Raw genomic sequence first — 13,542 nt, 5'->3', positions numbered from 1 at the left:
GCAGCTCCTACAGGGGGGTGGTGTTGTCACACTGGCTGCAACTTCTGCTCAAACACAGCCACCCCATCCAGGTCCCGCAACACCACGCTCAATTCCCCGCTCTGCCCTTCGATGTTCACCTCGCCAAAAAACTGAAACCCGGCAAACGGTGAAGTGTTCTGCGCGGGCGGTGCTTTCTGGAACACCACTTCAGGACCGAAGGTTTTATCCAGCGGATTAGGCCCATAGCTGCCAGCATTCAGCGGCCCGGCGACGAACTCCCAAAACGGTTCGAAATCCTGAAAGGCAGCGCGGTCCGGGTGGTAATGATGGGCCGCGCAGTAATGCACATCCGCCGTCAGCCAGACAAAATTGCGCACCTGTTGCGCCCGCAGGAAACCCAGCAATTCGGCGATTTCCAGCTCACGCCCCTGGGCCGGTCCCGGATCACCATTGGCCACCGCCTCCCAACGCGCCACACCGGGGCTGACCTCGCCATCGGGCACGCCGAGGCCGATCGGCATGTCGGCGGCGATGACTTTCCATTGTGCGCTGGACGCTTTCAACGACGCCTTCAGCCAGTCCAGTTGTTCACGACCGAGGAAAGGTTTCGCGGCGCCGAGGTTGTCCTCATTGGCCTCGCGATAGCTGCGCATATCGAGCACGAACACATCGAGCAACGGCCCGTAGCTGAGCTGGCGATAAATCCGCCCGCCACCGTCAGCGCTCTGCAATCGCATCGGCGCATATTCGAGCCAGGCCTGACGCGCGCGGTCCACCAGGCTGTGGATATCTTTGCTCTTGTAGCGCTCGTCCAGTTGCTTGCCCGGCGACCAGTTGTTCACCACTTCGTGATCGTCCCACTGCCAGATCTGCGGCACTTCGGCGTTGAAGCGGCGGATGTTTTCATCCATCAGGTTGTAGCGGTAATTGCCCCGGTAATCGTCGAGGGTTTCCGCGACTTTGCTCTTGGCTTCGGTGGTGATGTTGCGCCACACGCGACCGCTTTCGGTGGTGAGCTGCGCCGGCACCGGGCCGTCGGCGTAGATGGTGTCGCCGCTGTGGATAAAGAAGTCCGGCAGGCGCAGGCGCATCGCTTCGTAGATGCGCATGCCGCCAATGTCAGGGTTGATGCCGAAGCCTTGGCCGACGGTGTCGCCGCTCCAGACGAAACGAATGTCGCGCCGGGTTTGCGGCACGCTGCGCAAGTGACCGAACCACGGTTCGCTGGCGACGCCGCTCTGGGCGTCTTCAAATTGCACACGGTAGAAAATCGCCTGATCGGCGGGCAGCCCGGTCAGCTCGACCCGAGCGGTGAAGTCGGTACGGGCATCGGCCAGCGGCGAAACAAAACGCCGGGGGTTGGGAAACAGGCTGCGGGTGTCCCAATCCACCACCATCCGCGCCGGACGGTCGCTGCGGCTCCAGATGATCGCCCGGTCACCGAGCAGGTCACCGGACTGCACGCCGTCGGTGAGCTGTGGCCGATCCTTGACCGAAGCGATCACCGCCGGCGCCAGCCCCGGCAACAACAGCCCGGCGCCGACGGCTTGCATGACACGGCGGCGACCGAGATTGAAATCGCTCATGGTGTTCTCCCTGAAAAAGGAAAAACTTAAGCACGCCTGGATGAATCGGTTGTGACAGAAAAGATCGCAGCCTCCGGCAGCTCCTACATTGGCCTTCTGTGAACCCAATTTTGTAGGAGCTGCCGCAGGCTGCGATCTTTTGATCTATGCCTTGGCCGGCTCCAGCGCCAACTCAACCGACTCTGGCCGCTTCACCAGCGCATACACCACCGCCGTCAGCAAACTCCCGGCAACAATCGCCAGCAAATACAGCAACGCATGGTTGATCGCATTCGGGATCATCAGCACAAACAACCCACCATGCGGCGCCATCAATTTGCAGCCGAAATACATCGACAACGCGCCAGTCAGCGCACCACCGGCAATGCTCGCCGGAATCACCCGCAACGGGTCTTTCGCGGCAAATGGAATCGCCCCTTCAGAGATGAAACACAAGCCCAGCACCAGCGCCGCTTTACCCGCCTCGCGTTCGGTCTGGGCGAATTTGCGCCGGGCAATGAACGTGGCGATGCCGAGGCCAATCGGCGGCACCATACCGGCCGCCATGGTCGCGGCCATCGGCGCGTAACTCTGCGACGCCAGCAGCCCCACCGAGAACGCATAAGCGGCTTTGTTGATCGGCCCACCGAGGTCGACGCACATCATGCCGCCCAGCAACACGCCGAGCAGAATCGCGTTGGTGGTGCCCATGCTGTCGAGGAAATGCGTGAGGCCGGCGAGCATCCCCGCCACCGGCTTACCGACCACGTAAATCATCACCAGCCCAGTGAACAAACTCGCCAGCAACGGGATGATCAGAATCGGTTTCAGCGCTTCGAGGCTTTGCGGCAACCGCGCATAACGATTGATCGCCTGTGCCGCGTAGCCGGCGATGAAACCGGCAATGATCCCGCCGATGAAACCGGCGCCCAGGGTGCTCGCCAACAGACCACCAATCATTCCCGGTGCCAGGCCCGGGCGATCGGCAATCGAGTAGGCGATGTAGCCTGCGAGCAACGGCACCATCAATTTGAACGCGGTGTCGCCGCCGATCTGCATCAGCGCCGCCGCCAGCGTGCCTTCCTCCTTGAACGCGGTGATGCCGAACACGAACGACAGCGCGATCATCAAACCGCCCGCCACCACCATCGGCAACATGAACGACACGCCGGTCAGCAGGTGCTTGTAGACGCCGGTTCTCTCTTGCTTGGCCGGGCCCTTGGCGCCGGTCGAGGCGCTTTCCTGCGTGCCTTCGGCGAGGGCTTTGTTCAGCGTCGCTTCGGCTTGCTTGAGCGCAATGCCGGTGCCGCAACGGTATATTTTCTTGCCGGCGAAGCGTTCGGTGGCGACTTCGATGTCCGCTGCCAGCAACACCACATCGGCTTCGGCGATCGCCTCTGCGCTCAGAGGATTGCGTGCGCCGACCGAGCCTTGAGTTTCCACCTGCAAGTCATAGCCCAAACGCTTGGCTGCTTGCTGCAACGCTTCGGCGGCCATGAAGGTGTGAGCGACGCCGGTTGGACACGCGGTGACCGCCACCAGACGCGAGGCGCTTTTGGTGACGGCAACAGGTTCGGTGACAGCTTCCGGCGCGAGATAAACCTGAGCCTCTTCGGCACCACGGCGCAGCACTGCTTCGACATCTTGCAGGGCCTGGGCCGGGGTGCTCTGGTAGACGCGCTTGCCGACAAATCGGGACATGTCCACCGGCGCGCTCGTCACCAGCAACACCCACTCGGCCGCTGAAAGGGTGGCGGCCGACAGTTGTTTTTCCGGATGCGCGACATCGGTGACTTCGACACTGGTGCTCCAGCCCTGACGCTGAGCCGCTGCATCAAGCAAACGGGCGCACAGCACACTGGTGACCATGCCGTTCGGGCAGGCAGTAACAATGGCTAACTTCATGACCAACCCTCTTATTGTTCTGTCAGGGGACGCACGCGCACACCCTGTTCGAGCGACGCCAGCTGCGCCGCATCGCCAATGCCGAAACCGATCTGGGTAACCGCCAGCGCGGCAATCGCCGTGGCGGTGCGCAAGGTCTGCTCAGGCGTATCGGCGCTGAGCAATCCGTGGAGCATGCCCGCCAGCAACGAGTCGCCCGCGCCCACCGTACTGGCGACACTGACCTTGGGCGGCGCGGCATGCAGCGCAGAACCAACGCTGAACCAGTTCACACCCTCGGCACCGTGGGAGATCACCACATGCTCGATACCCTGAGCGTGCAAACGGCTCGCCGCTTCAGCCTGCGCCAGCACCGAAACCACCTCGCAGCCCAGCACTTCCGCCAGCTCTTCGGTGTTGGGTTTGATCAACCACGGACCGGCCTTGAGCGCAGCGGCCAACGCTTCGCCGCTGGTGTCGAGAGCGACCTTCAAACCGAGATTTTTCAATCGCAGAATCAGCGCCTGCAACCACTGCGGACTGACGCCTTGCGGCAAGCTGCCGGCGACGACAACAGCGTCATGCGACGGCGCTATCTGGTCGAGCCGATCCAGCAATGCCTGCTGCGCCGCCGCGCTGACCTGCGGCCCCGGACCGTTGAGGTCAGTGATGCGCCCGTCGCTTTCCGCCAGTTTGATATTGCTGCGGGTCTCGCCGGGCACACGGATGAACGCGTCGACAAAACCGCGTTTGGCGAACAGGGTTTCGAACGCTTGCAAGTTGTCTTCGCCGAGGAAACCGCTGACCGTCAACTGATGCCCGAGGTCCGCCAATACCTGCGCTACATTCACTCCTTTGCCGGCGGCGTGGGTATGCATGGTGTCGCTGCGGTTGACCTGACCGGGCTCCAGGCGCGACAACTCGACGGTGAGGTCGAGCGCCGGGTTGAGGGTCAGGGTAAGAATCCGGGCCATTACAGCGCCTCCACTAATGCGCGCACTTCATTGGCGCTGCCCACGGCCAGCGCCTGTTGGGCAAGAATTTGAGACTGGGCGAGGCTGAGTTCACGAATCCGCGCCTTGACCTCGGCGATGCTGCGACCACCCACGCTGAGTTCATCCACACCGAGCCCGACCAACACTGGCACCGCCAGCGGATCCGCCGCCAATTCGCCGCACACACCAACCCACTTGCCGTTGGCATGGGCCGCGCGCACGGTGATGTCGATCAGTTGCAGCACCGCCGGATGCAAGCCATCGGCCTGAGCGGAAAGCGTTGGATGACCACGGTCGATGGCCAGCGTGTACTGCGTCAGGTCGTTGGTGCCGACGCTGAAAAAGTCGACTTCCTTGGCCAGCACCGGCGCCAGCAATGCCGCCGACGGCACTTCGATCATGATCCCCAGTTGCAGGTCCGCGACCGGGATTTCCAGGCGCAAGCGTTCGGTCATGTCCCGCGCCTGTCGCCACTCATCGACGCTGCCAACCATGGGAAACATGATCCGCAGCGGACGGTTGTCGGCAGCGCGCAACAAGGCGCGCAATTGCGCTTCCATGATCTGCGGCCGTTGCAGGGTCAGGCGAATGCCGCGCACGCCGAGGAACGGGTTTTCCTCTTTGGCAATCGGCCAATACGGCAGCGGTTTATCGCCGCCGACATCGAGAGTACGCACCACCAGCGGTCGCCCGGCGAGGCCATCGAGGACGCGGCGGTATTCGGCTTCCTGGGTCGCCTCGTCCGGCGCTTGCGGGTGGGCCATGAAAATCAGCTCGGTGCGCAACAGGCCAATGCCTTCGGCGCCCTGCTCCACCGCTGCGTGAACACCGGCGCTCTCACCGATGTTGGCGAACACTTCAACCGCATGACCGTCTGTGGTCAGCGCCGGTTGATGGCGCTGTTCGGCGGCAGCCTTCAAACGTTGTTCGCGGGTATCGCGCTCTTCGGTGGCGCGCTGCAAGGTTGCCGTGTCGGCGTCCACATGCAAGCGACCGCGCTGGCCATCCAGCAACAACGGCGTGCCCGGCGCCAACAGCAACACAGCAGGACCGGCGCCGACCAGCGCCGGAATGCCGAGGGCACGGGCGACGATGGCGCTGTGGGCCGTGGCGCCGCCACGGGCGGTGAGAATGCCGGCCACGCGAGCGGGATCAAGACGTGCCACATCGGACGGGCCGACTTCATCCATCACCAGAATGTACGGCTGATCCGGTTCGCTCGGAGTTTCGATGCCACAAAGTTGCGCCAACACCCGTCGGCCGATATCACGCAAATCGGCGGCGCGCTCGGCGAGCAACGCATCCTGCAACGCTTCCTGCTGCTTGGCCGCCGCTTCAATCACCGACATCCACGCTGCTTCGGCGCTCTCACCCTGTTTGAGACGGGTGTCGACTTCATCGGTCAATTCCGGGTCGTCGAGCATTTCCTGATGGGTGATGAAAATCTCGCGAATGGCCTTGGCCTTGCTGCGTTCGATCAAGCCCTGAATGTCGTTGCGCACCGATGCCAGCGCTTGCTTGAGACGCTCGCGCTCAATCGAAGCGGACTCACCGCGCAGCGGGTATTCGATGGTTTGCAGGACTTGAATATGCGCCGGGCCGATGGCGATTCCCGGTGCGGCAGCGATCGCTTGCACAAGACTGCCGGACGCCGGCGCCAACAGCACTTCGGCTATCTCGACGACTTCTTCACGCGGCTGACTCACCGGTGGCAGCGGCTCGACTTCTTCGCCCAGGCCTTCTTCGATAGCGGCCAACAGTGCCGGCAAGGCATCGGCGGCGATGCTTGGCTCGGCGATGATTTCCAGCACCTGACCGCGACGGGCACCGAGGCTGAGCAGTTTGCTCAAGCTCTTTACCGACACCGCGCTGTCCTGACCGTCGACGATGCGAATGCGGATCTCGCCTTCAAAACTTTTTGCCAGTTGCGCGAGGATTTTCGCCGGGCGCGCATGCAAACCGTGGGCGTTGGCCAGCGCAATGCGTGCGCTCGGCCAATCGGCTGGCAACTCACCGCCGAGCACTTCCAGCACTGCACGGCAACTGGTGGCGCGACCCAATTCATGACCGCGACCTTCGATCAGCAACGCGCACAAGCGTTCGAGCAAGGCTTGATGGGCCTCACCGAGGCTGGCCAGACAGAACAGTCCGTTCAGCGGCTGACCGAGATAGCGCAATGGTTTGTCCGGAGTGACGAAGGCCAGCCCCGGACGCTTGACCGTTTGCTCGCTGTGCAGCCACCACAGGCCATCGCCCAGCGGCAGCGCTTCGACCTGCTGCAACACGGCGGAGAAACCGTTGCTCACGCAGTCGGCGTGACGCAGCAAACGCGCACCACGCCAGACCAGTTCTTCGAAATCTTCGGCGGCCACGCCCAAACCGATCATCTGTGCATCCAGCGCCAACTCTTGCGGCGCGCCTTGCAACAGTTTGAGCAAGGCTTCGGCCGTGCTGGCGCGACGGAGCGCTTGACCCAGATCGGTCTCGCCGAGGGCGCGAGTCAGCAGTTGCAGCAAGCGCAAGTGTTCATCGGATTTGGCCGCGATACCGATCGCCAGGTAGACGATCTGCCCGTCGCCCCAATCCACGCCTTCGGGAAACTGCATCAGGCGCACGCCGGTGGAAAACACCTGATCGCGGGTTTCTGGCGTACCGTGGGGAATGGCAATACCTTGACCGAGAAAGGTCGAGCCCTGGGCTTCGCGTGCCTGCAAGCCGGCGAGGTAACCCTCGGCGACCAGGCCGTCGGCAACCAGATGCCGGGCCAGCAACTGCAACGCTGCGGACTTATCCACAGCCGACTGGCCCATGGATATCTGCTCTACAGTGAGCTCGAGCATGCCTTTCTCCTTTTTGGCGCCTGTGGGCACCAGGTATTGTTTTGAATGATTCAGCTTACGCGCTTGTCACAGGACAATATTTGGCGGTTTCACGGCAGAACCGGCCAAAAGCGCTGACAACGTAGAAAATACGCTTGCTGAAACGTTTAATCTAGAATGATTGGCACGTTACTCGATAATCTCTCACTCTTGAAGCCCAATTGTCGGATGCGTGGCGACGATGGTCGACTGCCTGAATCGGGTAGGATTGACGAAAATGTCGGGCATGCTCGAAAAAACAAGGAACTCGCGGGTTGAAACTCAGTGATATAGCCCAGTTGGCCGGTGTGTCCGTTACCACCGCCAGCTACGTCATCAACGGCAAGGCCGAACAGCAACGCATCAGCAGCGCGACCGTCGAGCGCGTGCGCGCGGTGGTCGAACAACACGGCTTCACGCCCAACCCCCAGGCCGCCGGGCTGCGCAGTCGCCACACCCGCACCCTGGGTTTCATTTTGCCGGACCTGGAAAACCCCAGTTACGCGCGAATCGCCAAATTGCTGGAGCAAGGCGCTCGGGCGCGCGGCTATCAGTTGCTGATCGCCAGTTCCGACGATGCGCCGGACAGCGAACGGCAATTGCTCAAACTGTTCCGCGCCCGACGCTGTGATGCGCTGATCGTTGCCAGTTGTCTGCCGACCGGCGACGACAGCTATCGGCAATTGCAGGCCAAAGGCATTCCGATCATCGCCATCGACCGGGTCATGGAGCCGGAACATTTCTGCTCGGTGATCAGCGACGATCGCGAAGCCAGCCTGCAACTGACTCGCAGCCTGCTCGATCCGTTGCCCAAGCAGATCGCCTTGATCGGTGCGCGTCCGGAGTTGAGCATCAGCCAGGAACGGGCCGCCGGTTTCAAAGAGGCGCTGACCGGGTTCAATGGCGAAGTGCTGATCGAACACGGCGAATCCTTCAGCCGTGAATGCGGCAAACAGTTGATGGAAGAGTTACTGCAACGCGTAGGGCATTTGCCCGAGGCGCTGGTGACCACTTCCTACGTGTTGCTGCAAGGCGTGTTCGATGCCTTGCACGACTTCCCGCTCAAGACTCGCCCGCTGCGCCTTGGCACATTTGGTGATACGCAATTGCTGGACTTCCTGCCGTTGCCGGTCAACGCCATGGCCCAGCAGCATCAGTTGATCGCCGACAAAGCGCTGGAGCTGGCTCTGGCGGCCATCGAGCAATCGGATTACCAACCCGGCGTACAGGCCATCGCGCGTACGTTCAAGCAGCGGATTCGTCAGGACTGAGCCATGGACCTGATCGACACTCACACCCACCTGGACTTTCCGGACTTCGACGCGGATCGTCAGGCGCTGATGACCGAAAGCCGCGCGCTCGGCGTGCAGCAGATGGTGGTGCTGGGGGTTTATCAGGGTAATTGGCAGCGCGTGTGGGAGCTGGTGCAAAGCGATCCCGACCTGCATGCCGCGTTCGGCTTGCACCCGGTTTATCTGGACGATCATCGCCCCGAGCATTTGACCGAGCTCGGCGACTGGCTGACGCGGCTGGCCGGTCACCGGCAACTGTGCGCAGTGGGTGAAATCGGCCTGGACTACTTCATCGAAACCCTCGACCGCGAACGCCAGCAAGCGCTGTTCGATGCGCAACTGCAACTGGCGGTGGACTTCAATCTTCCCGCGCTGATTCATGTACGACGCAGTCACGCCGCGGTGATCGCCACGCTCAAGCGCTTCAAGTTGAAACGTGCCGGGATCATCCACGCCTTTGCCGGGAGCCGTGAAGAAGCCCGGGAATACATCAAGCTCGGCTTCAAACTGGGCCTGGGCGGTGCGGCGACCTGGCCGCAGGCACTGCGCATGCACCGCGTGCTCGCCGAGTTGCCGCTGGAATCGGTAGTACTGGAAACCGACTCCCCGGACATGGCGCCCGCCATGTTCCCCGGCCAACGCAACAGCCCGGCGCACCTGCCGGCGATCTGCGCGGCGCTGGCTGAAATCATGGCCATCACACCGGAACAACTGGCGACAGCGAGTACGGCCAATGCATGCGCGCTATTCAACTGGCCGTGACTGACCACACAAAATACTTGTGGGAGCGGGTGTCTGTTAGACCCGGAACGCGCTGATCAGCTGTTTCAGCTCCACCACCTGCGCTGACAACGCGCGGCTGGCGTCCTCAGTCTGGTGCGCACCTTCGGCAGTACGCTCGCCGGCGCGGTTGATCTCGACGATGTTCTGGTCGATGTCATGGGCCACGGCGGTTTGCTGCTCTACGGCGGCGGCGATTTGCTGGTTCTGGTCGACGATCATGCCCACCGCACCGAGGATGTTTTCCAGTGCCTGCTGGACCTTTTCCGACTGGCCCACGGTGCCATTCGCCATCTCGTGGCTGACCCCCATCGCCTTCACCGCGGCGCCGACACCACCGTGGAGCCTGGCGATCATCTGTTCGATTTCCTCGGTCGATTGCTGGGTGCGCTTGGCCAGGGTCCGCACCTCGTCCGCCACCACCGCAAAACCACGCCCCTGCTCTCCGGCCCGCGCCGCTTCGATCGCGGCGTTCAGCGCCAACAGGTTGGTCTGCTCGGCAATGCTCTTGATCACTTCCAGCACGCGACTGATGGACTGACTGTCGCTGGCCAATTGATTGATCACCAGCACCGATTGATCGATCTCGCTCGCCAGCGCGGCGATACTGCCCTGCTGCGACTGCACCAACCCACGACCACTGATGGTTTCATCGTTGACGCTGTGGGCACTGCTGACCGCCGCAGCGGCACTTCGCGCAACCTCCAGCGACGTAGCCGACATCTGATTCATCGCCGTGGCGACCTGCTCAATCTGCGTACGCTGACCCGCGACAGCCAAGTTGCTTTGCGCAGATACGTTTTCCACTTGCCCAGCCTGGCGCTCGACTTCGCTGACGGTTTGCCCGACGCGTTCGATCAGGTCATGGATTTTTTTCACGGTGCCATTGAACACCTCGCCCAACTCGCCCAGCTCATCACGGCTGTGGGCACTGAACGTGACCGTCATGTCGCCGGCCGCCACTTTGTCCATCACCCCGCCAAGGCGTTTGAGCGTGGTGCGTGTCGAGAAATAGAAGCCGCCATACAGGTAAAAAATCAGTACAAACACCACCGACAGCGCTACAGCCTGCAGGATCATGTGCGTGCGGTTTTGCTCAAGGCGCTGCTGCAACTGGGTGTCGAGAAACTTCAGGGTGGCTTCATTGAGCTGGTAAGTCTGGTCCATCAGACCCGTGACCTGATCGTAAAAAGCCTGCCACGGTGCATCCAGCGTGTCAGCCATCACCACCTGTTCTTCGAACAACTCGCTGGCCTTTTTCAACGACGCCTTGCTGCTGTCAGCCTGAGTAGCAAGGGTTTCCCGCGCGGCTTTGCTGGAGCTCAATGCGTCCTGCAACTTCAGGCCATATTCGCCTTGAAGCTTTTCGATCTGCGACAGCAATTCATCAAAACGGGTGCTCGACGCCGAATTGAGGAAGCCTTGCCCCAACGAATAGGAACCCATCGCCCGGCCTTCACCCAAAATCTGGGTGACACGCGGCGTGACGACGGTCACGAGCTCGCTCAACTGGCGCATGTCGCTCTGATTGTCCCGGCTCAGACCGGCCTGGCTGGTGACGATCTGGCTGAAAATCTGCGCGCTGCCGACCATTTTGCCGATCAGCGCACTCTTGCTTTGCAGGGAGTTTTCCGTTTGCTGGGCCTTGAACGCGGCGATCATTTCATCGCGCTTGCCGTCGAATACCGCGATCTGCTCCGGATCGGTGGTCATCGCGGTCAGCCCTTGCAGGCGCGCCAGAATGCTTTGTTCGAGTGTGGTGATCTGCGATTCAACGTTACTGGCCTTGCCCGACTGACCGAGGGTGACGTTGATCTGCACCAGATTGTTGAGGGTTTCCAAATCACGCCGTAGCGTCAGACTGCTGCCCAGCAAGTCGAGGCTTTGCAGCTCGATGCGGGTGCCCTGGAATTCGCGATAGGAGTCGCGCACCAGATAGAAATTGGTCACCAGCATCGGCACCAGGAACAGGACGCTGATCAAACTGAACTTCATGCCGAAGCTCAAGCGGTTCATCAGTGCAACGGCGGGATAGAGCAAGCTCTTCACTGGAAGTCTCCCTTTGATTTCTTATTTTTATTGGCAGGCGCAGCCAGGCAGCAGATAGCCACCATTGGACGCTATTCCTGTATAGCTCAAAACGGGAGATGGTTTTGTAACTTAAGGTTAACGGAGGAGGCGTTTTGGTTTGTTCCTGATGCAACCAGGCCGGCTGTCAGATCTTCATCGCCAGCAGGCTGGCTCCCACAGTTTGAAATGCGTACGAACCAAACAAGCAGGCCGGCCGGTAGGCCGCCTCGGTTGATCTTGATCCACCCGCCCCATCGGGAGGCTGAGTGGAGGTGTTCATCCGGGGAGTGGCGCGCAGCGCCGTTCGACGCAGTCGAACACGCTGCATGTAGGTCGTCGCGCAGCAGACCGGAGGGCAGTGTCCCCGGATGGATACCGGAGCGAAGGAACCCCGAGCTCTAGCGAGGGGCCGTACGTAAGGGGCGAGACCTTTGCTTCCTTTGGGCTGGGCCGGCACTCCGGCGTTTGCCAAAGGGAGTCGCCGTAAGGGCGAAACCATAGGTGGCCGTTACCGAAGCAACGGATATGTACGCAATAAAAAATCGACTTACGGCAACACCGTCCAAAGCGCAAACCCCGCATACCAAAGCACCGCCGCCCGCAGCAGCAACTCCCAGATCCGATCAAGATTATTGATGCCCTCAGGCCCAACCACCGGCACCGGGATTTCAGCGGCCACCAACCCGGCCTTCTCGATCAACTGCGCGGCACTGATGTTCCAGTTCAGCAACTCATGCAACATCACCCGACTCACCGCAACAAAATTGCCAACCAAGGCAAAACTCGCCGCCAGCAACCGCACCGGCACCCAATCAAACGCATGGCGCAACTGAGCAGCACGCTCGACCACCGCAGGGTTCTGCCCATGCTCCTCGGCCAAGGCGAGCAACCGGTAACTCAGGGCAGCGACCGGCCCCAACAGGAAGTACCAGAAAATCACCGCAAAAAAACTCTGGTACGCCTCCCACAACAAATGCCCTTCGACCCGCTCCAGCAGTTGCTCGCCACTGTCGGCGCAGATATCCAGGTCACGTTTGGCGACATGGGCCGCAGCTTGCAGGTCTTCCCGGCGCCAGGCGTCTCGAAATGGTCCGAGGCCGGCCAGCAGATCGCCACGCCCCAGACTGTAAATCACCACCAGCAGATGCACCGGCAACGCCAGCAAGCCGTAAGCCACCGGGTCCAATACCAGCAACAGCAACCCCAACAGCGCAACCGGCAACAACACCAGCACGAGCAAAACCAGCCATGGCTTTTTCGCCAGGCGCGGGCTGGACTCGAGTTTATGCAGCTCGCGCACCCAACCGCCATCTCGCTGAATCTGGTGGCGCAAGGCCGAGAACTTCTCGATCCATACCGCCAACAGCAACACCAGAAAACTCATTGTCGCTCCTCTTTTTCCACTGCGGCTTCAGCCAGCGCCGCGCGATAGCGTGCCCATTCGAACGCCGGTCCCGGATCGGTCTTGCGCCCGGGCGCAATGTCGCTATGCCCGCAAATACGCTGTGGAGTAATGGCCGTGAAGACGTTTTGCAGTTGCCGGGTCAGGGCAATCAATGCGTCGTACTGAGCATCGGTGAACGGCAGATCATCCGTGCCCTCCAGCTCAATGCCCAGGGAAAAATCGTTACAGGTTTCCCGCCCCTCGAAAACCGAAACGCCAGCGTGCCAGGCGCGCTCAAGGCAGGATACAAACTGAGTGACCGCGCCATCACGCTCGATCAAAAAGTGCGCAGACACCCGCAGATCGGCAATCCCCTCAAAGTAAGGGTGCTCCGTGACATCCAGACGATTCTGGAAAAACTCCTGCACCTTGCCCGTGGCGAATTGCGCCGGCGGCAGGCTGATGTTGTGGATCACCAGCAGGGAAATTTCGCCCGTGGGGCGCGCATTGAAGTTGGGTGAGGGGCACAAACGCACCTCTTGACACCAACCGCTCGCGGGGTCCAACTGCATACCGTTTCCTTCAACGATGACTGTGTTGGAGCCCAGTATGCCGCGATAGCCCCTCAGGACGCGATCACTTGCCGCGATTGAGTGCTCGCAGATTGCCGATCACCGCTTCAAGAGCCCGGTTGCTGGAGGGAATCGACCAAATGCAGGCTTCAGAGCGATG

Annotated in this window: 9 protein-coding genes; 2 read left to right on the top strand and 7 right to left on the bottom strand. The window is 61.3% G+C overall.

Going from position 1 to position 13,542, the window contains the following annotated elements; all coding sequences use genetic code 11:
- Window positions 1-26: 26 nt before the first annotated feature.
- The 4 genes from ACW9JC_RS01715 to ptsP all read right to left on the bottom strand — a co-directional run bounded on the left by ACW9JC_RS01715 (window position 27) and on the right by ptsP (window position 7,266).
- Window positions 27-1,568 carry an alkaline phosphatase D family protein gene (locus ACW9JC_RS01715; protein WP_457453168.1) on the bottom strand — a complete coding sequence of 514 codons (1,542 nt, stop codon included), beginning with the start codon at window positions 1,566-1,568 and terminating at the stop codon, window positions 27-29.
- A gap of 144 nt (window positions 1,569-1,712) precedes the next feature.
- Window positions 1,713-3,452 (bottom strand): PTS fructose-like transporter subunit IIB, encoded by a 1,740-nt coding sequence (locus ACW9JC_RS01710; protein WP_457453166.1) that lies wholly within the window; start codon window positions 3,450-3,452, stop codon window positions 1,713-1,715.
- 11 nt (window positions 3,453-3,463) lie between these two features.
- On the bottom strand, window positions 3,464-4,405 hold the full coding sequence (pfkB, locus tag ACW9JC_RS01705; protein ID WP_457453164.1) for a 1-phosphofructokinase: 942 nt from the start codon (window positions 4,403-4,405) through the stop codon (window positions 3,464-3,466).
- Complete coding sequence (gene ptsP / locus ACW9JC_RS01700) at window positions 4,405-7,266, bottom strand: phosphoenolpyruvate--protein phosphotransferase (RefSeq protein WP_457453163.1); 2,862 nt, start codon at window positions 7,264-7,266, stop codon at window positions 4,405-4,407. Before ptsP ends, pfkB begins: the two co-directional genes overlap by 1 nt.
- Before the next feature lie 293 nt (window positions 7,267-7,559).
- Between ptsP and cra the strand changes: the two genes are divergently transcribed.
- Window positions 7,560-8,555 carry a catabolite repressor/activator gene (gene cra, locus ACW9JC_RS01695; RefSeq protein ID WP_416127885.1) on the top strand — a complete coding sequence of 332 codons (996 nt, stop codon included), beginning with the start codon at window positions 7,560-7,562 and terminating at the stop codon, window positions 8,553-8,555.
- 3 nt (window positions 8,556-8,558) lie between these two features.
- Window positions 8,559-9,338, top strand: coding sequence for a TatD family hydrolase (locus ACW9JC_RS01690; protein ID WP_457453160.1), 780 nt, complete (start codon window positions 8,559-8,561; stop codon window positions 9,336-9,338).
- A 36-nt stretch (window positions 9,339-9,374) separates the two neighbouring features.
- Here the strand turns inward: ACW9JC_RS01690 and ACW9JC_RS01685 are convergent, their stop codons facing one another.
- From ACW9JC_RS01685 to ampD, 3 genes are all read right to left on the bottom strand, one after another.
- Window positions 9,375-11,405 carry a methyl-accepting chemotaxis protein gene (locus tag ACW9JC_RS01685; RefSeq protein ID WP_457453158.1) on the bottom strand — a complete coding sequence of 677 codons (2,031 nt, stop codon included), beginning with the start codon at window positions 11,403-11,405 and terminating at the stop codon, window positions 9,375-9,377.
- A gap of 568 nt (window positions 11,406-11,973) precedes the next feature.
- The gene (gene ampE / locus ACW9JC_RS01680; protein WP_457453157.1) at window positions 11,974-12,810 is read right to left on the bottom strand and encodes a regulatory signaling modulator protein AmpE; all 837 of its coding nucleotides are present in this window, start codon (window positions 12,808-12,810) and stop codon (window positions 11,974-11,976) included.
- Window positions 12,807-13,382, bottom strand: a complete 576-nt coding sequence (gene ampD / locus ACW9JC_RS01675; RefSeq protein ID WP_457453155.1) for a 1,6-anhydro-N-acetylmuramyl-L-alanine amidase AmpD — start codon at window positions 13,380-13,382, stop codon at window positions 12,807-12,809. Before ampD ends, ampE begins: the two co-directional genes overlap by 4 nt.
- Window positions 13,383-13,542 lie beyond the last annotated feature (160 nt).

This window comes from Pseudomonas sp. SDO5591_S426, from assembly GCF_054070755.1.
This window is presented reverse-complemented; position numbering and strand designations above follow the sequence as displayed.

Bases quoted from the DNA above. Each gene is read 5' to 3' on its own strand.
- ACW9JC_RS01715 (WP_457453168.1), bottom strand. From the start codon at position 1,568: ATGAGCGATTTCAATCTCGGTCGCCGCCGTGTCATGCAAGCCGTCGGC.
- pfkB (WP_457453164.1), bottom strand. From the start codon at position 4,405: ATGGCCCGGATTCTTACCCTGACCCTCAACCCGGCGCTCGACCTCACC.
- ACW9JC_RS01690 (WP_457453160.1), top strand. From the start codon at position 8,559: ATGGACCTGATCGACACTCACACCCACCTGGACTTTCCGGACTTCGAC.
- ampD (WP_457453155.1), bottom strand. From the start codon at position 13,382: ATGCAGTTGGACCCCGCGAGCGGTTGGTGTCAAGAGGTGCGTTTGTGC.
- ptsP (WP_457453163.1), bottom strand. From the start codon at position 7,266: ATGCTCGAGCTCACTGTAGAGCAGATATCCATGGGCCAGTCGGCTGTG.
- ACW9JC_RS01710 (WP_457453166.1), bottom strand. From the start codon at position 3,452: ATGAAGTTAGCCATTGTTACTGCCTGCCCGAACGGCATGGTCACCAGT.
- ampE (WP_457453157.1), bottom strand. From the start codon at position 12,810: ATGAGTTTTCTGGTGTTGCTGTTGGCGGTATGGATCGAGAAGTTCTCG.